Raw genomic sequence first — 22242 nt, 5'->3', positions numbered from 1 at the left:
GACAAGGAGTCGCGCGGGTTGGGGAAAAAGCCGCGCTTAACCACGCTTTTACCGCGCGCCCTGCTTTGTGGATTCAAAGATGAAACACCTCCGCGAAGCCAGTGCGCGCGAGAGGACGCTGAAAGCGGGACAGTCCTGATGAAGCTCGACGATCTGAAGATCGCCACCAAGGTGATGCTGCCGGCCATCGTGCTGGCGCTCGTCGCCGTCGCCTGCGTGGGCATGGGCGTGTGGCAGCAGAAGAAGCTGGAAGCCACCACCTCGACCATCGTGCAGCAGCGCGCCCCGGCCGAGCTGGAAATGGCCCGCTTCAACCGTCGCGTCGCAAGCATCGGCTACGCCGCCTATCGCACCGTCGCCAACGAAGGCGCGTCCGACGCGGCCAAGCAGGCCTCGCAGGAAATCGACGACGCGCTGAAGAGCGGCAACGAGCGCCTCGACAAGGTCGTCCAGGCCGAGCCGAGCACCGCCAAGGACGTCGCCGGCTTCCGCGCCCGCTTCAAGAAGGTCTACGACAGCGGCCGCCAGGGCGCCGATCTGGGCCTGCAGGACGCCAACGAGGCCGGCATCATGGTCATGGCCGTGATCGATCCGGACATCACCGCGCTGACCAAGGACGTGTCGGACTGGACCGACAAGCATACCGCGCAGACCCAGGCCATCGTCGCCAAGGCCAGCAAGGACGCCCAGACCGGCGTCATGCTGACCATCCTGGTCGGCCTGATCTCGGCCGCCGCCGCCCTGGCCTACGCCGTGTGGATCGGCCGCAGCAAGATCTCGCGCCCGCTGGTGCAGCTGTCCAGGACCATGGAGATCCTGGCCCAGGGCTCGGTGGACGTCGAGGTCAACGGCGCCCAGCGCCGTGACGAAGTCGGCGCCATGGCCCGCTCGGTCCAGGTCTTCAAGGACAACGCCCTGGCCCTGCGCACCGCCGAGGCCGCCCAGCAGCGCGCCGCCGCCGAGACCGAGGCCGAGCGCCGCCGCAACGAACAGGTTCGCGAAGCCGCCGCCAAGGAGCAGGCCTTCGTGATGGAAGAGATCGCCACGGGCCTGAACCGCCTGGCCGAAGGCGACCTGACCTACCGCGTCGACGCCGCCTTCCCGGCCGACTACAAGCGCCTGCAGTCCGACTTCAACGGCGCCATCGCCCAGATGGAAGAGGCGATGCGCACCATCGTCCACGCCGCCAACGGCATCGGCGCCGGCAGCGACGAGATCGCCTCGGCCGCCGACGACCTGTCGCGCCGCAGCGAGCAGCAGGCCGCCAGCCTGGAAGAGACCGCCGCGGCCCTGGACGAGATCACCGCCACCGTGAAGCGCTCGTCGGCCGGCGCGCAGGAGGCCTCGCGCGTGGTCAGCTCGACCCGCACCGACGCCGAACGCTCCAGCGTCGTCGTCAAGGGCGCCGTCGACGCCATGCAGCAGATCGAGAAGTCCTCGACCGAGATCAGCCAGATCATCGGCGTGATCGACGAGATCGCCTTCCAGACCAACCTTCTGGCCCTGAACGCGGGCGTCGAAGCCGCTCGCGCCGGCGACGCCGGCAAGGGCTTCGCGGTCGTGGCCCAGGAAGTGCGGGCCCTGGCCCAGCGCTCGGCCGAGGCCGCCAAGGAGATCAAGACCCTGATCTCGACCTCGTCGCAGCAGGTCAATCAGGGCGTGTCGATGGTCGGCCAGACCGGCGAGGCCCTGCAGGCCATCGTCAGCAAGGTCGGCGAGATCGACGCCCTGGTCAGCGAGATCGCGGCCTCGGGCCAGGAGCAGGCCACCGGCCTCAACCAGGTCAACGCCGCCGTCAACCAGATGGACCAGACCGTCCAGCAGAACGCCGCCATGGTCGAGCAATCGACGGCCGCCAGCCACTCGCTGAAGGGCGAGGCCAACGGCCTGATGCAGATGATCTCGCGCTTCCAGGTCTCGGGCGCCGAAGCCCGCCGCGCCTCGGCCGGCGGCGGTTCGACCCGCCGCGCCGCCGCCCCGCCCCCGGTCTCGCGTCCGGCCCCGGCCGCCGCCAAGCCGGCGGTGTCGCTGGCCGGCGCCGACAGCCGCCCGGGCGTCAACCCGGTCCGCTCGGCCCAGGCCAAGCTCGCCGCCTTCGCCTCGTCGGCCCCGAGCGACGACTGGGAAGAATTCTGATCGCGTAACCGCCCCCGGGTATCGGGGGCGTATCCTCCCTGAACTTCAGAGCCCCGCCAGCGCCAGCCGGCGGGGTTTTTTCCTGGCCTCCGAGAAGCAAAAAAGCTCGTCATCCCGGCCGAAGCGCAGCGTAGAGCCGGCCGGGGTGACGAACCAAATTAGCTTGAGAACAAGTTCATCGGCTCACCGCCATCGGCGTGTCCACCGGGGAGCCGCGCTTGGAGGCGGCCAGCAGGACAGCGGACAAAAGCATGGCGGGGCTCCGTTGCCGAAACCCCGCCACTCCGCGCCCGATGGAACGGGCGCGCTTCCTAGTTGTCGGACAGACGCGAGGCCTTAGGCCTGCATCGTCCAGCCTTCGACGCCCATGGCCGCCTGGCGGATGGCTTCCGAGCGGGTGGGGTGCGGGTGGCAGGTGCGGGCGACGTCTTCCGACGAACCGCCGAACTCCATGGCCACGCAGATCTCGGCGATCATGTCGCCGACGTTGGGACCCACGGCGTGGGCGCCCAGGATGCGGTCGGTCTTGGCGTCGGCCAGCACCTTCACGAAGCCGTCGGTCTCGTGGTTGATCTTGGCGCGGCTGTTGGCCAGGAACGGGAACTTGCCGACCTTGTAGGCGACGCCCGCGGCCTTCAGTTCGTCTTCCGTCTTACCGACGGTGGCGACTTCCGGCTTGGTGTAGATGACGCCCGGGATGATGTCGTAGTTCACGTGGCCGGCCTTGCCCGCGATCAGCTCGATGCAGGCCACGGCCTCGTCCTCGGCCTTGTGGGCCAGCATCGGGCCCGAGGTCACGTCGCCAATGACCCAGATCCCGTCGACGCCGGTCTTGTAGTGGTCGTTGGCGATGACGCCGCGCTTGTCGGGGGTGATGCCCACGGTTTCCAGGCCCAGGCCTTGGGTGAACGGGCGACGGCCGATGGCCACCAGCACGTAGTCGGCCTGCAGGGTCTCGGCTTCGCCGCCGGCGACCGGCTCCAGGGTCAGTTCGGCCTGCTTGCCCTTGTCGGCCGCGCCGGTGACCTTGGCGCCGAGCTTGAACTTGAAGCCCTGCTTGCCGAGGATCTTCTGGAAGGCGTTGGCCACTTCGGTGTCGGTGCCCGGCAGGATGCGGTCCAGGTACTCGACGACGGTGACTTCCGCGCCCAGGCGACGCCACACCGAACCCAGCTCCAGGCCGATGACGCCGGCGCCGACCACGATCAGGCTCTTGGGCACGGTCGGCAGGCTCAGCGCGCCCGTCGAGTCGACGATGCGGCCAGCGTTGTCGACGGCGACGCCCGGCAGCGGGGTCGGCTCCGAGCCGGTGGCGATGACGATGTTCTTGGTCTCGAGGACGCGTTCCGAACCGTCTTCGGCCTTCACGACGACCTTGCCGGGTCCGTCGATGCGGCCCCAGCCCTTCACGTACTCGACCTTGTTCTTCTTCATGATGAACTCGACGCCCTTGGTCAGGGCTTCGACGCTCTCGGCCTTCTGGGCCATCATCTGGTCGAGGTTCAGCTTCGGCTTCACTTCGATGCCGAGCTTGGCGAACTCGCCGCCGGCGGCGGCTTCATAGTATTCCGACGCGTGCAGCAGGGCCTTGGACGGCATGCAACCGACGTTCAGGCAGGTGCCGCCCAGCTTGCCGCGACCTTCGACGATGGCCGCCTTCAGGCCCAGCTGGCCAGCGCGGGTCGCCGCGTTATAGCCGCCGGGGCCGCCCCCGATGATGACGACGTCGTATTGGGCCATGGGATCTTCGCCTTGCAGCAACGCGCCAGGAACGGCGCCGGACAGAAATATGGTGTCGGCAAGACGCTTTGGCAGGCCTTGCCGAGGCGGGGCTACTCCTAGTGCGACGGGGGACAAAACGGAACCCGTTTTTCGCCCTTATGCGTGATCCAGAAAGGGAAATTCCGCCGCGCCGCCCGTGTCTTGGACAGGCGCGCCCTGCCCGGCCCATGGGCATGTTCTTGCCGCCCGCCCACTTTTCCGCGTCGTCCTTGCCGACAGCTTGGCCATGCTCTAGCCATTTCGCCCATCACCGGAGCCCGCCATGCCGCGCGCGCTCCAAATTCAGGACGGCAAGACGCGCCGGTTCAGCGAAACCGGAAGGCGTTCGGGAGGCGACATGCTCAGCACTTGGAAGTCGTGGACCGCGGGGGCGGCCCTCGCGATCGGCGTGATGGCTGGCGGAAACGCCATGGCCCAGGACGCCAAGCCCGCGCCCGACACCGCGGCCAAGGGGGCGCCGGCCGCCGAACTGCCCGCCTTCCCGGCCGACAAGTCGGTCAAGCAGACCACCGTCCTGGCCGGCAAGACCGTCGCCTACACCGCCACGGTCGGCTCGCTGCCGGTGCGCGACGAGAAGGGCAAGAAGATCGCCGAGGTGGTGTTCACCGCCTACACCCTGGACGGCCCGCGCGATCCCAACCGTCCGGTGACCTTCGCCTTCAACGGCGGCCCGGGCGCGGCCTCGGTCTATCTGAACTTCGCGCTCGGTCCCAAGCGCGTGCAGTTCGGCGCCGAGGGCGACAGCCCGTCGGCCCCCACCCGCCTGCAGGACAACCCGGCCAGCTGGATGGACTTCACCGACCTGGTCTTCATCGACGCCGTCGGCACCGGCTTCTCGCGCAGCCTGACCACGCCCGAAGAGACCAAGAAGCGCTTCTACGGCGTCAAGCAGGACATCGACTACCTGTCGCGCATCGTCTTCGACTGGCTGGTCAAGAACGAGCGCCTGCAATCGCCCAAGTACGTCGTCGGCGAAAGCTACGGCGGCTTCCGCGGCCCGCGCCTGACCTACACCCTGCAGACCGACTACGGCGTCGGCATCAACGGCCTGGTCCTCGTCTCGCCGCTGCTGTCGAGCGCCGGCCGCACCGCCCAGGAGATCTCGCCCCTGCCGGCCATGTGGACCCTGCCGTCGATCGCCGCCGCCAAGCTGGAGCGCGAGGGCAAGCTGACCCCGGCCGCCATCAAGGACGTCGAGGACTACACCCGCGGCGAATACATGGTCGACCTGATGAAGGGTTCGGACCCCGCCGCCCTGGATCGCCTGACCAGCAAGGTCTCGGCCATGACCGGCCTTGATCCGACCTATGTCCGCCGCGCCGGCGGCCGGCTGGAGACCCAGTCGTTCCTGCGCGAGGTGTTCCGCCAGACCGGGCGCCTGGGCAGCCGCTACGACAGCAACGTCACCTCGCTGGATCCCTTCCCCTTCGCCCCCGAGCAGGAGATCAACGACCCGATCCTCGACTCGATCATCGCGCCGACCACCAGCGCCATCGTCGACTTCACCACCCGCACCGTCGGCTGGAAGGTCGAGGGCCGCTACGACGCCCTGTCGGGCGAGGTGAACCAGGCCTGGGACCGTGGCCGCGGTCCCGACACCGAGTCCGTCACCGACCTGCGCAAGTCGGTCTCGGTCGACCCCAAGCTGAAGGTGCTGATCGTCCACGGCTACAACGACCTGTCGTGCCCGTTCTTCGCCTCGCGCCTGGTGGTCGACGCCATGCCGGCCACCGCCAATGGCCGCGTGACCCTGTCCAACTATCCCGGCGGCCACATGTTCTACAGCCGCCCCGACAGCGGGGCTGCCTTCCGCGCCGACGTCAAGAAGCTGTACGGCGCCAACTGACGGAGCCTGCGACAACCTCGCCCTTCGACAAGCTCAGGGTGAGGTTTTCTACTGCGCCGCTTTCGCCCTGGTCCTCATCCTGAGCCTGTCGAAGGACGAGGACCACGCAAGGCGAGCGCCATCGACACAGCACCAGGGCCGCTCCGGGAAACCGGGGCGGCCTTTCGCTTGTCGGCGGCCTCGCCCGAGCCCCGCAGAAAAACTGGCCGGTCGCGGAGCCATTCTCCATTTCACCGATAGGAATACGTAGATATCACCGCAACCCAATCGCCGAATGGCGTTATCTCGAATTGAGGGGGCACTACGTGACGATCGGACTTTCGGCCCAAAGGCTCGGCCGCGCCGCCCTGCTGGGCGCGCTTCTTTCCACCACCGCCAGCCTGGCCCTGGCCGCCGAGGCCGATGTCGCGCCCGTCGCGACGGCCCCCGCGGACCCGGCCGATCCGGCCGCGACCGACGATTCCAGCCTGGTCGGACAGGTCTTCGTCACCGCCCGCCGCCGCGAGGAAAGCGCCCAGGAAGTGCCGATCGCCCTGACGGTGACCTCGGCCGAGACCCTGACCCAGACCGGCGTCAACAGCATCGTCGCCCTGACCCAGCTGGTCCCGACGCTGCAGGTGCTGTCGCCCAACCCGCGCAACACCGCCCTGACCATCCGCGGTCTCGGCGCGTCCTACGGCCTGGCCAACGACGGCCTGGAGCAGGGCGTCGGCATCTATGTGGACCAAGTCTACAACTCGCGCCCCGGGGCTGCGACGCTCGACTTCATCGACATCCAGCAGATCGAGGTGCTGCGCGGACCGCAGGGCACGCTGTTCGGCAAGAACACCACCGCCGGCGCGCTGAACATCACCACCCGCGACGCCACCCAGGAGTTCGAGGCCGACGTGGAGGCCAGCTACGGCAGCCTCAACTTCCGCCAGTTCAAGGCCACGGCCGCCGGCCCGATCATCAAGGACAAGCTGGCCGCCCGCCTGTCGTTCGTCGGCACCTGGCGCGACGGCGACCTCTACAATCCCAAGAGCAATACCTACCAGAACGCCCGGGCCAGCACCGGCTATCGCGGCCAGCTGAAGTTCACCCCGAACGAGAAGCTGACGGTCAAGCTCTACGGCGACTACGCCGTCCAGCAGCCCGAGTGCTGCACCCAGGTCTATGTCACGGTCGGCGACACCGCCAAGAACAGCAACCTGGAATACGCCTTCCTCGCCGCCGGCAAGAACTACACGGTGGCCAGCACCAACCCCTATGACCGCATCTCCGACATCGACGACCCGATCCAGGCCGACCAGTGGGTCAACGGCCTGTCGGCGGTGGCCGACTACGACTTCGGTCCGGTGACCCTGACTTCGGTCACCGCCCACCGCGAGTGGGACTGGGAGCCGCGCAACGACCGCGACTACACCGCGCTGGACGTCACCCGCCGCTCCAACAACCCCTCGCACCAGAAGCAGTTCAGCCAGGAGTTCCGCCTGTCCAACAATGGCGGCCAGGCCTTCGACTGGACCGTCGGACTCTATTACTTCGACCAGAACGTCACCACCCACGGCGTCACCGAATACGGCTCGGACGCCTCGTACTGGCTGCTGCCGGGCACGCCCGAGGCCTCTGTTCCGGCGCTGCTCGACGGCTACACCGTCTTCAACGACAGCACGATCGACACCACCAGCTACGCCGCCTTCGGCCAGCTGACCTGGAAGGTCAACGACCGCCTCAGCGTCACGCCCGGCGTGCGCTTCACCCAGGAAAAGAAGGACGGCACGTACGTCCAGACCACCACCGGCGGCCTGGCCAACCCCACCGCGGCCCAGAACACCCGCCGCCTGGGCATCGCTCGCCCGCAGAACTTCTCGGCCAAGACCGACGACGGCGCCTGGTCGGGCCAGATCGCCGTGGTCTACGCCCTGAGCAAGGACATCAACGCCTACGCCACCGTCTCCAGCGGCAACAAGTCGGGCGGCATCAACATGACGTCCCTGCCGCTGACCAGCGCCAACCTGCCCTCGCAGCAGGCCGCGGTGATCCGCCCCGAGAAGGTGACGACGATCGACGTCGGCCTGAAGACCCAGTGGTTCGACCGCCTGCTGACGGCCAACCTCGCCGCCTTCGCCACCGACGTGAAGGACTTCCAGGCCAACGTCGTCGACAGCGGCCCCGGCGCCCTGCGCGGCTACCTGGCCAACGTCAAGAAGGTCGAGGTGCGCGGCGTCGAGCTCGACGCCACCACCCGTTCGATCGGCGGCTTCAAGTTCTACGGCAACCTGGCCTGGACCGAGGGCAAGTACGCCGACTTCGTCAACGGCCCCTGCCCGCTCGAGCGGATCGGCGCCTCGACCGCCCAGTGCGACCTGTCGGGCCGCCCGCTGCCGGGCCTGTCGAAGTGGGCCGGATCGGCCGGGGCGGAATATCGCCAGGACGCCAGTCTGGGCCGCCTGACCGGCGAGGTCTATGCCGGCGTCGACGCCAGCTTCCGCTCCAACTACTACGCCGACAGCTCGGACTCGCGGTACTCGATCATCAAGGCCTACGAGATCGTCAACCTGCGGGCCGGCTTCAAGTCGCAGGCGGGCTGGGAAGCGTTCGTCTCGGTGCGCAACGCCTTCGACGCCGAGTACCTGCAGAACATCACCGTGGTCTCGGGCAATTCGGGCCTCGTCGTCGGCACGCCAGGCGACGCCCGCGCGGTCGCCTTCACCCTGCGCGCCAGCTACTAGGCGCCGGGCTCGAAGCAAGGATCGGGGGCGGCCTCTCGCGGGGCCGCCCCTTTTTCGCGCCTACTTCACCGCCGCGTTGCCGCCGTCGACGAATAGGGCCGAGCCGGCGACGAAGCTGGCCAAGGGGCTGGCCAGGAACAGGGCCGCGCTGGCGATCTCGTCGGGATGGGCGATGCGCTTCAAGGCATGCAGGCCGGCGGCCCACTCCTTCTGCGCCGCGTCGCCGCCCATCGGCGTGTCGGTTCCGCCCGGCAGCAGGGCGTTGGCGCGGATCCCTCGCGCGCCGTAGTCGGCGGTCAGCCCCTTCACCAGGCCCATCAGCCCGGCCTTCGACGCGCCGTAGGCGGCCATGCCGGGGATGCCGACGCTGGTCCCCACGAAGGTCGAGACGAAGACCAACGAGCCGCCGCCGCGCGCCAGCATGGCCGGGACCTGGAACCGGGCGCCGAGAAAGGCCGAGGTCAGGTTGGCGGCCAGCACCGCGTTCCAGTCGTCCAGCGCGATGTCGGCGAGCGGCGCATAGGGGCCGACCGCGCCGGCGTTGTTGATGGCGATGTCCAGCCCGCCGAACCGCTCGACGGCGGCGGCGACCAGGGCCTCGTGGGTGGCCGGATCGACGACGTCGCCGGTCACCGCATGGACCTGCCCACCGACGGCGCGGATCTCCTCGGCGACGATCTCCAGGGCGTGGCCGCCCCGGGCGTTGATCACCACCGCCGCGCCCTCGGCGGCCAGCCGCAGGGCGGTGGCCCGGCCGATCCCCGACGACGCGCCGGTGACGATCGCGACCTTGTTGTTCAGCATCGACATGCTTGCCTCCTCATCTGGAGGCCAGGGTCCGGGAAACGGCGTGGAGTGGCCACCCGGATCCTGCTGCGGCCTCAGGCGTAGGCCGGATCGGCGGCGTTGATATCGGCGGGCGCCGCGCCGCGCAGGTTCTGGCGGCGCCAGGCGTTGGGGCTGATGTCGAAGGCGCGGCGGAAGCGGTTCGACAGGTGGGCCTGGTCGGAGAACCCACAAGCAATCGCGATGCGGCCCAGCGGCTCGGCCGAGTCCAGCATCATCGTGCGGGCCTGTTCCAGGCGCAGATTGAGGATGTGGTCGCGCGGGGCCATGCCGTAGCTGGCGGCGAAGGCGCGCGAGAAGTGGCTGACGCTGAGCTTGGCGATGGCGGCCAGGTCCGTCACGCGCATCGAGCCGTCGAGATTGGCGGAGAGGTGGGCGTCGATGCGGCGCATCTGCCAGGGGGCCAGGCCCCCACGATCCAGCTCGCCCGGGGCGGCGGCTTCCAGGAGACGCAGGCCTTCGCGCTGGACCAGGGCCATGGCTTCCTGGATGCGGCGTTCAGCTTCCGAACGGTCCTCGCGGGCGGCGCGCTGGGCGTCGCGCAGCAGGTCGGCGATGCGCTTGGGCAGGGCGCTGACCTGCACGTCCTCGCGGGGGGCGAAGCTGCGCGAGGTTTCACCGGTCTGGGCGGCGCGGGCGGTCATCGTCTGGGTGGCGAACATGGTCTCAAATCTCCCCTGGCGGGCCCGGCGGCCGCGGCGTCGAAGGAGAGAATGGCGGGGCTTGAATGATCGCGAAACGGAAATGATGGAAAGCTATCTTTTCCATTTTTTACACACTGACCGTGAGGTCTTGGACATTCCGGTCGCGATTTCACGGCCGGCTTGTCCCAGTTGCGGGCTGGGCCGGCGCGGCCGGGCGCCCATCTATCGGCGGCAAGCCACGAGGCCATCCATGACGCCCCCGATGACGACCAAGCCCCCGCCCCTGACCACCAGCCGCTGGTTCAACAGCAAGGCGCCGCTCGACCTGCCCGCCCTGGCCGGCCGGGTGGTGGCGGTCTACGCCTTCCAGATGCTGTGCCCCGGCTGCGTGGCCAACGCCCTGCCCCAGGCCCAGCGCCTGCGCGAGGCCTTCCCGGAGTCCGATCTGGCGGTCATCGGCCTGCACACGGTGTTCGAGCACCACGAAGCCAACACCCCTGCCGCCCTCGAGGCCTTCCTGCACGAGTATCGCATCAAGTTCCCGGTCGGGATCGACGCCCCCGACCCGAACGGCGGCCCGATCCCCCAGACCATGCGGGGCTACGCTCTGCAGGGCACGCCCAGCCTGCTGCTGTTCGACCGCCAGGGCCGCCTCGTCCACAAGCTGTTCGGCCACCCGCCGGACCTGACCCTGGGCGCGGCCGTCCAGGCCCTGGTGCAGTCTGGCGCGGCGGCTTCACCGGGCGCACAGGCAGAAGTGGAAGACGGCTGCGCGGACGGCGTCTGCGCCGCGCCCGTCGGCTAGCGCCTCAGCGGAAACCTCTTCCTTCGACAAGCTCAGGATGAGGTTTCCTATCCCGAACGCATCAATGATCCTCACCCTGAGCCGGTCGAAGGGCGAGGATCACGCTGCCCCCCTACCGCGCCAGCCGCCCGTCGCTCAGCGCCGCCGGCTCGAAGCGGAAGATCACCTCCGGGTCAGGCTCGGGCACGCCCTTGAGGATCTTCTTGCCCGCCGCGCCGTTCGGCGCGGCCGCGTGCAGCAGCCAGCGGATGATGTTCAGCCGGGCGGCCTTCTTGTGGTCGGCCCGGACGCACACCCACGGCGCGGCCTCGGTGTGGGTGCGGTTCAGCATGTCGTCGCGGGCGGCGGTGTAGTCGTCCCACTTCTCCTGGGCGACGGCGTCGAGCGAGCTGGTCTTGAAGGCCTTCAGCGGGTCGTCGCGCCGGGCCTTCAGCCTTTCGGCCTGGGTGTCCTTGCCGATGTCGAGCCAGAACTTCGACAGCCGCATGCCGTTCTCGACCAGCATCCGCTCGAAGCCGGGCACGTCGCGCAGGAACTGCTCCTGCTGCTGGGGCGCCGAAAAGCCCATCACCCGCTCGACCCCGGCCCGGTTGTACCAGGAGCGGTTGAAGATCACCGCCTCGCCGCAGGCCGGCAGCCATTCCACATAGCGCTGGAAGTACCACTCGCTGGCCTCCCGATCGCTGGGCTTGGGCAGGGCCGCCACGATCGTCTGCCGTCGGTGCAGGTGCTCGGTGATCCGGGCGATGGCGCCGTCCTTGCCGGCGGCGTCGCGGCCCTCGAAGATCGCCAGCAGCTTCCACTGCTTGTCGATGGCGTGCTTCTGCAGGGCGATCAGCGCCACCTGAAGGTCGCGCAGTTCCTCGTCGTAGTCGCGGGTTCTGGTCATGCCCACTCCTTGCTTGCGGCCAGAGCCTACCCCCGGAAACCGAACCTGCGCTAGAAAGAGCGCATGATCCGCCTCTTCGTGCCCCAGCCGCTGTCCAAGGACGCCGGAATCGCTCCGACCCAGGAGCAGTCTCGCTATCTCGTTCAGGTCATGCGCCTTGGCGTCGGCGACCAGATCCTGGTGTTCAACGGAACCGACGGCGAGTGGCGCGCCAGCCTGGTCGACGCCGGCAAGCGCGGCTGCCTGCTGAAGGCGCAGGAGCAGACCCGCGAGCAGACCACGCCGCCCGACCTCGAGCTCATCGTCGCCATGGTCAAGCGCGGCCGGGTCGAGACCATCGTCGAGAAGGCCGCCGAACTGGGCGCCCGCCGGGTGCGCCTGACGGTCACCCGCCGCACCAATGTCGACTACATGAAGCTGGCTCGCCTGGACGCCATCGCCATTGAGGCCGCCGAGCAGACCGGCCGCCTCGACGTGCCGGCGATCCTGGATCCCGAGAAGCTCGACAAGATCCTCGACGGCTGGGACGAAGGCCGGCGCCTGGTGTTCTGCGACGAGGGCGGCGACGCGAGGCCCGCCATCGAGGCCCTGGCCGGTACGGGCGGTCCCGCCGCCATCCTGATCGGCCCCGAAGGCGGCTTCGCCCCGGAGGAGCGCGAACGCCTGCGCTCCCTGCCCTTCGTGACGCCGGTGTCGCTGGGCCCGCGCATCCTGCGGGCCGATACGGCCGCGATCAGCGCCATGACCCTGTGGCAGGCCGCGGCGGGGGATTGGCGCTAGAAGATCCTCCCCCTGGGGGAGGTGGCCCGAAGGGCCGGAGGGGGGACGTTTTCAACCGCCGCAGACGTCGGCCAATCTCACAACCGCTCCCCTCTCCGTTGGCTTCGCCGACACCTCTCCCACAGGGAGAGGATCGTTGAGACCGAACGGTAACGCTAATTGTAGCGGACCCCCTTGAGGTCGGCTAAGACAGCGCCCAACTGCGCTCCACGCCTGTCGTGGCGGTCGGGGGGAAATGGGCCCCTCCCCTCCTGTGGCGTTCGATTTTAGGGGAGACGGCGATGGCCGACACCGCCAGCCTGGATCAGCGCCCGCTGACCCTCGAAGACCTGACCGCCTACTTCGCCAAGGGCTCCAAGCCCAGGTCCGCCTTCCGCGTCGGCGCCGAGCACGAGAAGTTCGGCTTCTATCTCGGTTCCCACGCGCCGGTGCCCTACTACGGCGACAAGGGCGTGCACGCCCTGCTGGTGGGCCTGCAGCGCTTCGGCTGGAAGCCGGTGATGGAGGGCGATGTGATCATCGGCCTCGAGCGCAACGGCGCCAATGTCAGCCTGGAACCCGGCGGCCAGTTCGAGCTTTCGGGCGCTCCGCTGCTGACCATGCACGACATCTGCGAGGAGACCGGCGGCCACCTCGACGAGGTCAAGGCCGTGGCCGACGAGCTGGGCCTGGGCTTCCTCGGCGTCGGCTTCTCGCCGCAGTGGAAGCGCGAGGACGTGCCGGTGATGCCCAAGGGCCGGTACGTGATCATGCGCAACTACATGCCCAAGGTCGGCAATCTCGGCCTCGACATGATGCTGCGCACCTGCACGGTGCAGGCCAATCTCGACTTCGAGAGCGAAGCCGACATGGTCGCCAAGTTCCGCATGAGCCTGGCCCTGCAGCCGATCGCCACGGCCCTGTTCGCCAATTCTCCGTTCACGGAAGGCAAGCCCAACGGCTTCCTCTCGGCGCGCGCCAACGTCTGGACCGACACCGACCCCAACCGCACGGGCCTCTTGTCGTTCGTCTTCGAGGACGGCTTCGGCTTCGAGCGCTACGCCCAATACATGCTGGACGTGCCGATGTATTTCGCCAAGCGCGGCGACCGCTACATCGACCTGGCCGGCCGCTCCTTCCGCGACTTCATCGACGGCAAGATCGAGGAAGTCGGCGGCGAGCGCGCCACCATCAAGGACTGGGCCGACCACGCCACCACGGCGTTCCCCGAGGTCCGCCTGAAGACCTACCTGGAAATGCGCGGCGCCGACGCGGGTCCGTGGAGCCGCCTCTGCGCCCTGCCCGCCCTGTGGACCGGCGTGTTCTACGACGACGCCGCGCTCGCCGCCGCCTGGGACCTGGCCAAGGACTGGACGGTGGAAGACCGCGAAGGCCTGCGCCGCGATGTGCCGACCCTGGGCCTGAAGGCCAAGATCGCCGGCCGCACCGTCCAGGACGTGGCCAAGGACTTCGTCGCCATCGCCAAGCAGGGCCTGAAGGCCCGCGGCCAGCTGAACGGCGGCTTCCTCGACGAGTCGATCTATCTGGGCGAACTGGAAGAGATCGCCGACAGCGGGATCACGCCCGCCGAACGCCTGCTGGAGAAGTTCCACGGCCCGTGGGGCGGCGACATCGGCAAGCTGTTCGACGAAGGGGCCTACTAAAAGATGCTCCCCCTGAAGGGGGAGCTGTCGCGGAGCGACTGAGGGGGAAGTTTCAGCGGCGCGTCAGCAACGGCTTCCCCCTCCGGGCCACCTCCCCCTTCGGGAGAAGGATCTTATCTGAGCATCCCCAGCGCGATCCCGACCTGGCCGCCGATATAGAGGAACCACACGGCCCAGGCCGTGAGCTTCGCCGAACCCAGCAGCTTGGCGTTCTTGAAGAGGTCGAAGGCCAGGATCGCGTCCGAGGCCATGAAGGCCACGGCCCCGACCGTGGCGGGCCAGCGCACGGCGGGCAGGGCGGCCGCCGAGACCACCATGGCCAGGATCGCCGCCACATAGGCCAGCACCGCCGGCCGCAGCGGCCCCAGCGATCCCCACAGCCGCCGCAGCATCACCGCGCCGACCAGGGCCGCGACCGGGGCCAGCACGAAGAAGGCCTGGCTGGGCGCCGCGCGCTCGCGCCAGAAGACGATCACATAGACGACGTGCCCGGCCAGGAACGCCGCCAGGCCGAACGGCAGCCAGCGCTTGGGATCGCCGGCCAGGAAGGCGTCGCCCAGCGCGCACAGGGTCAGGGCCACGGCCAGCAGGACCGTGCCGCCCTCCAGATAGGCCAGCACCGCCAGGGCGCCGGTGGACGCCGTCTTGACGAGCGTGCGCAGGAACGACGGCGGACGTTCCACCAGCGCCAGGCCGTAGGCCAGGGCGCAGACGCCGCAGATCGTCCACAGAACCTGGTCAGTCATCCTTGGAGAGCTTGGCGAGGAAGGCCTGGGCGGCGTCCTTGTGGCGGGCCTTGAGGTTCTTGCCGACGATGGCCAGCAGGGCGGCGATCACGGCGGCGTCGTCGGTGAAGCCCAGCGCCGGCAGCACGTCGGGAATGGCGTCGGTCGGCAGCACGAAATAGGCCAGGGCCGCGAACATCATGCCCTTGGCCGCCGTGGGCGTCTCCGGGTCGCGCGCGCACCACCACAGCGACAGGGCGTCGGCGGCGAACGGCACCTTGGCGGCCACCTTGCGGATCTTCGGCCAGAAGCCGCGCGCCACCCGCTGCTCGTTGACCCGCACCGTGGCCGGCACGAGCGCCTTCCTCGGATCCAGCACGTCGTCGGGCGTGACGCCCGTGTTGACGTCGGGGGATGGTTTGGCGTCGGCGCTCATCGGGTTAAACCGCTCCTCAACACACCAATTAAACGCAACCCCAGGGGAAACGTCCATGAAACTCGACAACACCGTCGCCGCCGTCGTCACCGGCGGCGCCTCGGGCCTCGGCGAAGCCACCGCCCGGGCCCTTGCCGCCCAGGGCGTCAAGGTCGCCATCTTCGACATGAACGAGGCCCGCGGCGAGGAAGTCGCCAAGGAGATCGGGGGCGTCTACTGCAAGGTCAACGTCACCAGCGACGCCGACGTCGACGCCGGCTTCGAAAAGGCCCGCGCCGCCCACGGCCAGGAGCGGATCCTGGTCAACTGCGCCGGCGTCGGCAACGCCGCCAAGACCGCCAGCCGCGACAAGGCCACCGGCGAGACCAAGCACTTCCCGCTCGATATCTTCGACCGCGTCATCCAGATCAACCTGGTCGGCACCTTCCGCTGCATCGCCAAGTCGGCCAAGGGCATGCTCGACCTGGAGCCGCTGCAGGACGGCGAGCGCGGCGCCATCGTCAACACCGCCAGCGTCGCCGGCGAGGACGGCCAGATCGGCCAGGCCGCCTATTCGGCCTCCAAGGGCGGCGTCATCGGCATGACCCTGCCGATCGCCCGCGACCTGATGAACGACGGCATCCGCGTCAACACCATCCTGCCGGGCATCTTCAACACCCCGCTGATGAACGCCGCCCCCGACAACGTGAAAGACGCCCTGGCCGCCTCGGTGCCCTTCCCCAAGCGCCTGGGCAACCCGGCCGAATACGCCCAGCTGGCCCTGACCATGATCACCTGCGGCTACTTCAACGGCGAGGACGTCCGCCTCGACGGCGGCATCCGCATGGCCCCGCGGTAAGCCGTTCAGTCGGCTTCGCCGACCGCTCCTTGCTCCTGCCCCGTGCAACGGGGGAGGTGGCGCGGCGCGGATACGCGCCGTGACGGAGGGGGCGACGGCGGGCACGGCGCCCAGTCTCGCCCCCTCCACCGCTTCGCGGTCCCCCTCTCCCGCAAGCGGGGGAGGAGCCTTCAGAAAACCTCTGGCGCTTTTTAATTACGCGCGTAATCATCGCCTCAACCAGAGGGGGGGAACGCGCCCATGAACCGAACCATCCGCCTCGCCGGCGCCAGCCTGCTGTCTATCCTGATCGCCCTGCCGGCCGGCGCGATGACGCCGCCGCCCCCGCAGGACGGCGCGCCGACGGCCGACGCCTGCGCCGCCCTCGGCTTCGCGACGCGGGTCGACGCGAGCGAAAGCGTGACCGTCTCGGGCGCCCGGACCAAGCGCACGGCCACCCTCGGGCCGCCACCCCCGCCGCCGCCACCGCCACCACCTCCTCCCGTGGCCTACGCCCCGCTGCCGATCCCGCCGGTCAAGGAGCGGAGCGAAGTCGGCGCGCTCGGGTACGCCCCTGCGCGCCCCGCCGTCCTCCCGTCGGTCCCGGTCCAGGCCCCGCGCGACACCGAGCGCTATCCGAACGCCGCCTCCAACCCGATCAAGCGCACGGCCGACGAGCCGGTCTCGACCTTCTCGATCGACGTCGACACCGCCGCCTACGCCAATGTCCGCCGCTTCCTCGACGACGGCCGCCCCGTGCCGCGCGACGCCGTGCGGGTCGAGGAGCTGGTCAACTACTTCGACTACGGCTATCCGCGCCCGGCCTCGGCCGAGACGCCGTTCCGGGCCGCCGTCGCGGTCGTTCCCTCGCCGTGGTCGGCGCAGCGCAAGCTCGTCCACATCGGCCTGCAGGGCTACGAGCGGGCCCGCGCCGACCAGCCGCCGCTGAACCTCGTCTTCCTGGTCGACACCTCCGGCTCCATGCGCGGGCCCGACCGCCTGCCCCTGGCCAAGAAGGCCCTGAACGTGCTGATCGACCAGCTGCGGCCGCAGGACCGGGTGGCTGTCGTCGCCTATGCCGGCTCGGCCGGGGCCGTGCTGGCGCCCACCGACGGCCGCTCGAAGCTGAAGATGCGCTGCGCTCTGGAGGCCCTGCAGTCGGGCGGCTCGACCGCCGGCGGTCAGGGGCTGGAACTGGCCTACGCCCTGGCCCGCCAGAACTTCGACAAGGGCGCGGTCAATCGCGTGATCCTGCTGACCGACGGCGACTTCAACGTCGGGATCGCCGATCCCTCGCGCCTCAAGGACGTGGTCGCCGACCAGCGCAAGAGCGGCGTCTATCTGTCGGTCTACGGCTTCGGGCGCGGCAACTACAACGACGTGATGATGCAGACCCTGGCCCAGAACGGCAACGGCGTCGCGGCCTATGTCGACAGCCTGCGCGAGGCCCGAAAGCTGCTGCGCGACGACTTCGCCAGCAACCTCTTCCCCATCGCCGACGATGTGAAGATCCAGGTCGAGTTCAACCCTCGCGAGGTCGCCGAGTATCGCCTGATCGGCTACGAGACGCGCCTCCTGAACCGCGAGGACTTCAACAACGACCAGGTCGACGCCGGCGAGGTCGGCTCGGGCGCCTCGGTCACCGCGCTCTACGAGATCACCCCGGCCGGCGCGAAGCCGTCGTCGGATCCGCTGCGCTACGGCGAGGCCAAACCCGCTGCGGCCGGCGGCAAGGCGGGCGAGCTGGCCTATCTGAAGGTGCGGTACAAGCCGCCGGGCGGCAGCGTCTCGAAACTGATCGAGCGCCCGATCGGCAAGGCCGACGCCTACGCCAGCCTGGCGGCCGCGCCGGAGGCCACCCGCTTCGCCGTGGCGGTCGCCGCCTACGGCCAGAAGCTGCGCGCCGACCCGTGGCTGGACCCCACCTTCGACTGGCCCGCCGTCACCGCCCTGGCCCAAGGCGCGCGCGGCGACGACCCCTACGGCCTGCGCGCCGAGTTCGTGCAGCTGACGCGGGCGGCCGCGGGGGTGAAGGGAGACTGACAAAACGAAACCCTCCCAGCCAGGCCGGGAGGGTTCGGCGTCTTAGATCCTCCCCCTGAAGGGGGAGGTGGCCCGTAGGGCCGGAGGGGGGACGTTTTCAGCTTCCGCCGAAACTGCTCCTCCCCCGTGCAACGGGGGAGGTGGCGCGGCGCCATCGGCGCCGTGACGGAGGGGGCGAGGGACGGAGCGCCCTGCGCGCCGCCGCCCCCTCCACCGCTTCGCGGTCCCCCTCCCCCGTTTCACGGGGGAGGAGAAAACCTACTTCTTCACCCAGCCGCCGCCGAGCGGCTTCCAGTACTGGCCGGCGGCCAGGCGGGCGTAGAGCTGCTTGGCGGTGGCCTGGCCGGCGGCGTCTGCGGTGACGCCGGTCTTGGCGGCGGTGTCCTTGTAGACGGCCGCGCGGCCGGTGTTGATCTCGGCCACGGCGGCGCGCAGGTCGGCGTCGCCGCCCGACACGATGCCGAGGAAGCCGTCGGCCTGCTCACCGACCGTGCCGGCGGCCTTGGCGGAATCAACGGCGGCCTTGGCGGCGGCCGACTGGGCCATCACGGGGGCGGTGGCGACCGCGCCCAGGGCGGCGGCGATGGCCAAAACCGTCATCGTCTTGCGGATCATGGCGGTCTCCTTGCTTAGAACAGGTTCGGGTTCTGCTGGATCAGCGTCTGGACTTCCTTGTCCAGCCGCACTCGCACGTCGGCGTCCAGCTTGGCGTAGATGTTGATCGGATCGACCTTGACGCGGACGGTCGGGGTGCAGGCCGCAAGGCCTCCCGCCGCCAGCAGGGTCGCGATCAGGACGCGCTTGTGCATGGCTTTGTCTCCAATTCGGGGATTAGGTTGCGCGGTCACGGCTGAACCGGCGCTGAACGGCGTGTTTCCTCGGTCTCTTCCGCGAAACGACGACCCCAGGCGGCCAGAAGCTCGTCGAAATTGAGCGAGGTGTCGAGGGTCAGGTCCACCGGCGTCTTGGCCGGCAGCGGGATCCGCCGCTGGAAGGCCTTGCCGCGGATCAGCTCCAGAATGCCCACCCGGGCCTTCTCGGCCACCTTCGGATCGTGCTCGCCCTTGATATGGAACAGCATGCCCAGGCGCCCGTTCGGCGTCGAGCTGACGCCCGCCTCCAGGGTGTCGAAGGCCAGGTTCTCCATGGCCTGGTAGGCGAAGTCCTGGATGGCGTTGACCGGCGCGTCGGCGGCCGGCTGGTTGTTGGGGTTGCCCGGGCTGTCGCTCTCGCCCTGGTTGGCCTCGACGCCGGTCAGGGCCTCGCGGGCGATAGAGATGCGGCCGGGCTTGATGGCGGCGAGCTTGCCGTCCAGCAGCTTGAAGCCCTTGTCGCTGAACTGGAACGGCAGGCGGCCCGAGACCACCGCGTCCAGCTTGACCTTCTCGGCCAGGGTCGAGCCGGCGGTCAGTTCGCCCAAGTCCAGGCCGTCGATGACGATGACGCCGCTGATCGGGCCGCCGTTCAGCGGCACGTCCACGGGCTCGATCGAGATCTTGCCCTTGGCGGCCGTCAGGCTGGCCTCGCTGACCTTCAGCGAGGTGGCGCCCAGGGTGAACACCGCGCCCACGGCCTCCAGCGGCACGATGGAGTCGATGCGGGTGATCTTCAGGCTCTGGTCGGGGGCGCTGGTCAGCGGGGCCAGGCTGTCGAACTTCACGTCGCCGGCCAGCGTCGCCACGAAGCCCAGCGGGCTGGCGCGGAAGTCGAGCCCCTGCGTCGAGACCTCGCCACTGCTGGTCACGCCCTTGTCGGTCCAGTCGAAGCGGCCCTTGAAGCTGGCCTTGCCCTCGGCCTCGCTGGCGAAGGCGGCCATCGGGCTGACCGCCACCGGCTGCAGGCCCGCCTCCTTGGTGAAGACGATGTTCGAGGCGTCGATGAGCGCCGAGCCGCGACCGCTCTCCACACCGTGGCGGATATCGATGCGGCCCAGGGCGAAACCGCTGGCGGTGCCGACATCGACGCCGCCGCTCCACACGCCCGAGGCCAGGTTGAGCCGCCCCGTCGCCTTGACCGGCTCGAAGCGCCTGGCCGAGGCCGCATCGGTCAGCCGCCCTTCGGTCAGCCGCACCTCCGCGCGGTCGAAGCCCTGACCGCCGCCGACGAAGGTCCCGGCCACGCCCTCGGCCTTGGCTTCGGCGGCCGTGATCGTCCCGCGTCCGTTGGCGAAGCGGGCCTGGGCCTCCCAGCGGCCGCTGGCCACCCGCACCAGCGGCGCGGCGACGGGGCAGAGGTCGAGCGCGATGTCCTGGATCGGCCGCTCGCCGGCCTCGCCCGCCTCGATGGCCGCCACCGTGACCGGCGTGCAGCCGGAGAGGCGGAAATCGAAAACGCCGCCGGCGGCGCGGGCCTGGCCCTTGATCGTGGCGCTGATCCCCTCGGCCGGCGGCACGTCCAGCTTGCCGGCCAGGGTGACGGGCGAGGCGAAACCCCGCGCATCGGCCCGCCAGTCGCTCGCCGTCAAGGTCAGCTCGGGCAGGCCGCCGCCGCCCAGCGCCAGGGTCGCGGCCCCGCGCGAGACGCCGTGCAGGCTTTCCATCAGCCGCCCGCCGCCGGGGGTCAGGGTCGCCTTGGCGCCGCTGGCCGCCGCCAGGGTCACGGGCTTGCCGGCGAAGGCGGCCACGCGGCCCTCGCCGATCTCCAGTCGCAGGTCGTCGGCGTCGAGCGAGAAGTCGGCCAGGGCCTTGCGCGCCGCCGCCGCGTATTCGGGGCTGGGCAGGCCGGCGGTCAGGCGTTCGGCGTCGGGGGCGGCCACCGCCCCGTCGGCCCCGGCCCGGCCGGCCAGGGTCAGGCTCAGGGTCTCGCCCGCCTGGAAGCGCCCCTTGGCGTCCAGCACCAGGGCCGACAGCCCCAGGCCGTCGCGCGCCGCGCGGCCGACGCCGGCGGCCACCTGGATCGGACCCGACACGCTCATCGGACGGCCCTTGGGCGCGCTGAACACGAAGGTCTTGGACTTGATGTCGACGGCCGTGCGGGTCAGGGCCGCGCCGCCGGCCACCGCCCGCTCGGCCGTGCCGCGCAGGCGCGCCGGCCCCAGCACCCGCGCGCCGGCCTTGTCGAAATCCACTCGCAGGGCGTCGCTGTCGAGTTCGGCGATGAAGCTGCGCGCCTCCAGCCCCGGCGCCACCAGCCGTCCGGCCCGGGCCTGGCCCGACAGCCGCGCGGCCGCGCCGCCCTGCGTGAAGTTGCCGGCCACCAGGCCCGCCAGGGTCAGGCGGGTCTCGACGTCGTCGAGGCTGGTCTCGCCGGCCCGAAGGCCCTGGGCCTTGATCGACAGCTTGACGTCGGCCGGCCCCGTGGCCGCCAGCCGCTTGAGGTCGGGATAGGCGACGTCGGCCTCGACCCGGGCGTCGGCGCCCTCCAGGTCGACCTGCTCGGCGTCGAGGGCGTCGATCTGCGCCCGGGCGTCCACCGACAGCCGGTCGCCGCGCTTGCGGGCCTTCAGCATCGCCCCGCGCAGCTCGACCTGCAGGTCGCCGGTGGCGTAGCGCATGGCCGCGATCGCCGCGTCCAGCCGCAGCAGCTGGCCGTCGTCGAGGCTGGCGTCGCCGGTCAGCCGGGCCACGCCCCCCGGGGTCTGCAAGGTGACGCGGGCGTCCTCGACCAGCACGGCCGGCCCGCCTTCCTTCTCCTCGCCGGGTGACTTCAGCGCCTCGTCGATCAGCGGCTGCAGCTTGCCGAAGGTCAGCTTTTGGCCGTCATAGCTCGCCCGCAGGCGCGGGCTGGTGATGCGCACGGCCCGCGTGTCGATGGCGAACGGCCCGCCCGACCACGGGGCCTGCAGGTCGTAGGCCACCTCGATGCGCCTGGCCGAGAAATAGGGATCGTTCTTGGGGCCCAGCCGGATCGAGCCGGCGAAGCCGGACGCATCCAGGCTCTCGACCGAGATCAGGCCCTCGATGCCGCGCTCGGCCAGCCACGCTTCGGCCAGCGCCTGGCTGATCTCGCGCCGGCCGGCATAGGCCGACATGCCCAGGGCGATGAACGCCATCATGGCGAACGACGCCGCCTCCAGCCCCGCATCGGCCAGCGCGGCCTTGCTCAGGCGCGGGCTCCGCGCGGGCTTGGCGGGTTTCTTGACGGAATCGGGGTCGGCGTGCGGCTCGGCCATCGGCCGCACCATGCCGCAAGCCGTG

17 protein-coding genes are annotated in these 22242 nt (G+C 69.9%); 8 read left to right on the top strand and 9 right to left on the bottom strand.

The genetic code is table 11. From position 1 onward, the window contains the following. Positions 1–138 precede the first annotated feature (138 nt). Positions 139–2136 (top strand): methyl-accepting chemotaxis protein, encoded by a 1998-nt coding sequence (locus V6S85_RS24590; protein WP_334350584.1) that lies wholly within the window; start codon positions 139–141, stop codon positions 2134–2136. Between the two features lie 336 nt (positions 2137–2472). On the opposite strand, the gene lpdA is transcribed toward V6S85_RS24590, so the two are convergent. Next, the gene (lpdA, locus tag V6S85_RS24585; protein ID WP_116487604.1) at positions 2473–3876 is read right to left on the bottom strand and encodes a dihydrolipoyl dehydrogenase; all 1404 of its coding nucleotides are present in this window, start codon (positions 3874–3876) and stop codon (positions 2473–2475) included. A 379-nt stretch (positions 3877–4255) separates the two neighbouring features. Between lpdA and V6S85_RS24580 the strand changes: the two genes are divergently transcribed. Next, on the top strand, positions 4256–5764 hold the full coding sequence (locus V6S85_RS24580) for a S10 family peptidase (RefSeq protein WP_334350583.1): 1509 nt from the start codon (positions 4256–4258) through the stop codon (positions 5762–5764). 305 nt (positions 5765–6069) lie between these two features. Beyond that, the gene (locus V6S85_RS24575; protein ID WP_133244808.1) at positions 6070–8478 is read left to right on the top strand and encodes a TonB-dependent receptor; all 2409 of its coding nucleotides are present in this window, start codon (positions 6070–6072) and stop codon (positions 8476–8478) included. Between the two features lie 60 nt (positions 8479–8538). On the opposite strand, the gene V6S85_RS24570 is transcribed toward V6S85_RS24575, so the two are convergent. Continuing rightward, complete coding sequence (locus V6S85_RS24570) at positions 8539–9288, bottom strand: SDR family oxidoreductase (protein WP_334350582.1); 750 nt, start codon at positions 9286–9288, stop codon at positions 8539–8541. A 71-nt stretch (positions 9289–9359) separates the two neighbouring features. Then, positions 9360–9986, bottom strand: coding sequence for an AraC family transcriptional regulator (locus V6S85_RS24565; RefSeq protein ID WP_334350581.1), 627 nt, complete (start codon positions 9984–9986; stop codon positions 9360–9362). 244 nt (positions 9987–10230) lie between these two features. Here V6S85_RS24565 and V6S85_RS24560 point away from each other — a divergent pair, with 244 nt between their 5' ends. Then, complete coding sequence (locus tag V6S85_RS24560) at positions 10231–10773, top strand: hypothetical protein (RefSeq protein ID WP_334350580.1); 543 nt, start codon at positions 10231–10233, stop codon at positions 10771–10773. A gap of 112 nt (positions 10774–10885) precedes the next feature. Here the strand turns inward: V6S85_RS24560 and ppk2 are convergent, their stop codons facing one another. Next, a complete protein-coding gene (ppk2, locus tag V6S85_RS24555) occupies positions 10886–11662 on the bottom strand; it encodes a polyphosphate kinase 2 (protein WP_334350579.1) in 777 nt (258 codons plus the stop codon). A 63-nt stretch (positions 11663–11725) separates the two neighbouring features. Between ppk2 and V6S85_RS24550 the strand changes: the two genes are divergently transcribed. Both V6S85_RS24550 and V6S85_RS24545 read left to right on the top strand, forming a co-directional pair. Beyond that, complete coding sequence (locus tag V6S85_RS24550; protein WP_334350578.1) at positions 11726–12442, top strand: 16S rRNA (uracil(1498)-N(3))-methyltransferase; 717 nt, start codon at positions 11726–11728, stop codon at positions 12440–12442. Between the two features lie 281 nt (positions 12443–12723). Further along, positions 12724–14085: a glutamate--cysteine ligase gene (locus tag V6S85_RS24545; protein WP_334350577.1), complete on the top strand. Its 1362-nt coding sequence runs from the start codon at positions 12724–12726 to the stop codon at positions 14083–14085. A 113-nt stretch (positions 14086–14198) separates the two neighbouring features. Here the strand turns inward: V6S85_RS24545 and V6S85_RS24540 are convergent, their stop codons facing one another. Both V6S85_RS24540 and V6S85_RS24535 read right to left on the bottom strand, forming a co-directional pair. Next, on the bottom strand, positions 14199–14831 hold the full coding sequence (locus V6S85_RS24540; protein ID WP_334350576.1) for a lysoplasmalogenase: 633 nt from the start codon (positions 14829–14831) through the stop codon (positions 14199–14201). Next, positions 14824–15246, bottom strand: a complete 423-nt coding sequence (locus V6S85_RS24535) for a YkvA family protein (RefSeq protein ID WP_116569127.1) — start codon at positions 15244–15246, stop codon at positions 14824–14826. The genes V6S85_RS24540 and V6S85_RS24535 overlap by 8 nt, the downstream gene beginning before the upstream one ends. Positions 15247–15301: 55 nt before the next feature. Here V6S85_RS24535 and V6S85_RS24530 point away from each other — a divergent pair, with 55 nt between their 5' ends. Both V6S85_RS24530 and V6S85_RS24520 read left to right on the top strand, forming a co-directional pair. Next, entirely contained in the window at positions 15302–16084 is a 783-nt protein-coding gene (locus tag V6S85_RS24530) for an SDR family NAD(P)-dependent oxidoreductase (protein ID WP_101716045.1), read from the top strand. 240 nt (positions 16085–16324) lie between these two features. After that, positions 16325–18106 (top strand): vWA domain-containing protein, encoded by a 1782-nt coding sequence (locus V6S85_RS24520; protein WP_334350575.1) that lies wholly within the window; start codon positions 16325–16327, stop codon positions 18104–18106. Between the two features lie 258 nt (positions 18107–18364). Here V6S85_RS24520 and V6S85_RS24515 read toward each other — a convergent pair whose 3' ends face one another. From V6S85_RS24515 to V6S85_RS24505, 3 genes are read right to left on the bottom strand one after another with little or no spacing between them, the layout of a single operon-like run. After that, entirely contained in the window at positions 18365–18721 is a 357-nt protein-coding gene (locus V6S85_RS24515) for a YdbL family protein (protein WP_116569124.1), read from the bottom strand. Positions 18722–18735: 14 nt separating this feature from the next. Beyond that, entirely contained in the window at positions 18736–18915 is a 180-nt protein-coding gene (locus V6S85_RS24510; protein ID WP_058349385.1) for a YnbE family lipoprotein, read from the bottom strand. Between the two features lie 35 nt (positions 18916–18950). Beyond that, positions 18951–22217 (bottom strand): intermembrane phospholipid transport protein YdbH family protein, encoded by a 3267-nt coding sequence (locus tag V6S85_RS24505; protein ID WP_334350574.1) that lies wholly within the window; start codon positions 22215–22217, stop codon positions 18951–18953. Positions 22218–22242 lie beyond the last annotated feature (25 nt).

It is taken from the genome of Caulobacter sp. CCNWLW153, assembly GCF_036889365.1.
GTDB classification, from domain to species: Bacteria; Pseudomonadota; Alphaproteobacteria; order Caulobacterales; family Caulobacteraceae; genus Caulobacter; species Caulobacter radicis.
Note: the sequence above shows the minus strand (reverse complement) of the source record. Positions and strands in the feature narration are given on the sequence as shown.

Bases quoted from the DNA above. Each gene is read 5' to 3' on its own strand.
- V6S85_RS24590 (WP_334350584.1), top strand. From the start codon at position 139: ATGAAGCTCGACGATCTGAAGATCGCCACCAAGGTGATGCTGCCGGCC.
- lpdA (WP_116487604.1), bottom strand. From the start codon at position 3,876: ATGGCCCAATACGACGTCGTCATCATCGGGGGCGGCCCCGGCGGCTAT.
- V6S85_RS24580 (WP_334350583.1), top strand. From the start codon at position 4,256: ATGCTCAGCACTTGGAAGTCGTGGACCGCGGGGGCGGCCCTCGCGATC.
- V6S85_RS24570 (WP_334350582.1), bottom strand. From the start codon at position 9,288: ATGTCGATGCTGAACAACAAGGTCGCGATCGTCACCGGCGCGTCGTCG.
- V6S85_RS24565 (WP_334350581.1), bottom strand. From the start codon at position 9,986: ATGTTCGCCACCCAGACGATGACCGCCCGCGCCGCCCAGACCGGTGAA.
- V6S85_RS24560 (WP_334350580.1), top strand. From the start codon at position 10,231: ATGACGACCAAGCCCCCGCCCCTGACCACCAGCCGCTGGTTCAACAGC.
- ppk2 (WP_334350579.1), bottom strand. From the start codon at position 11,662: ATGACCAGAACCCGCGACTACGACGAGGAACTGCGCGACCTTCAGGTG.
- V6S85_RS24550 (WP_334350578.1), top strand. From the start codon at position 11,726: ATGATCCGCCTCTTCGTGCCCCAGCCGCTGTCCAAGGACGCCGGAATC.
- V6S85_RS24545 (WP_334350577.1), top strand. From the start codon at position 12,724: ATGGCCGACACCGCCAGCCTGGATCAGCGCCCGCTGACCCTCGAAGAC.
- V6S85_RS24540 (WP_334350576.1), bottom strand. From the start codon at position 14,831: ATGACTGACCAGGTTCTGTGGACGATCTGCGGCGTCTGCGCCCTGGCC.
- V6S85_RS24535 (WP_116569127.1), bottom strand. From the start codon at position 15,246: ATGAGCGCCGACGCCAAACCATCCCCCGACGTCAACACGGGCGTCACG.
- V6S85_RS24530 (WP_101716045.1), top strand. From the start codon at position 15,302: ATGAAACTCGACAACACCGTCGCCGCCGTCGTCACCGGCGGCGCCTCG.
- V6S85_RS24520 (WP_334350575.1), top strand. From the start codon at position 16,325: ATGAACCGAACCATCCGCCTCGCCGGCGCCAGCCTGCTGTCTATCCTG.
- V6S85_RS24515 (WP_116569124.1), bottom strand. From the start codon at position 18,721: ATGATCCGCAAGACGATGACGGTTTTGGCCATCGCCGCCGCCCTGGGC.
- V6S85_RS24510 (WP_058349385.1), bottom strand. From the start codon at position 18,915: ATGCACAAGCGCGTCCTGATCGCGACCCTGCTGGCGGCGGGAGGCCTT.
- V6S85_RS24505 (WP_334350574.1), bottom strand. From the start codon at position 22,217: ATGGCCGAGCCGCACGCCGACCCCGATTCCGTCAAGAAACCCGCCAAG.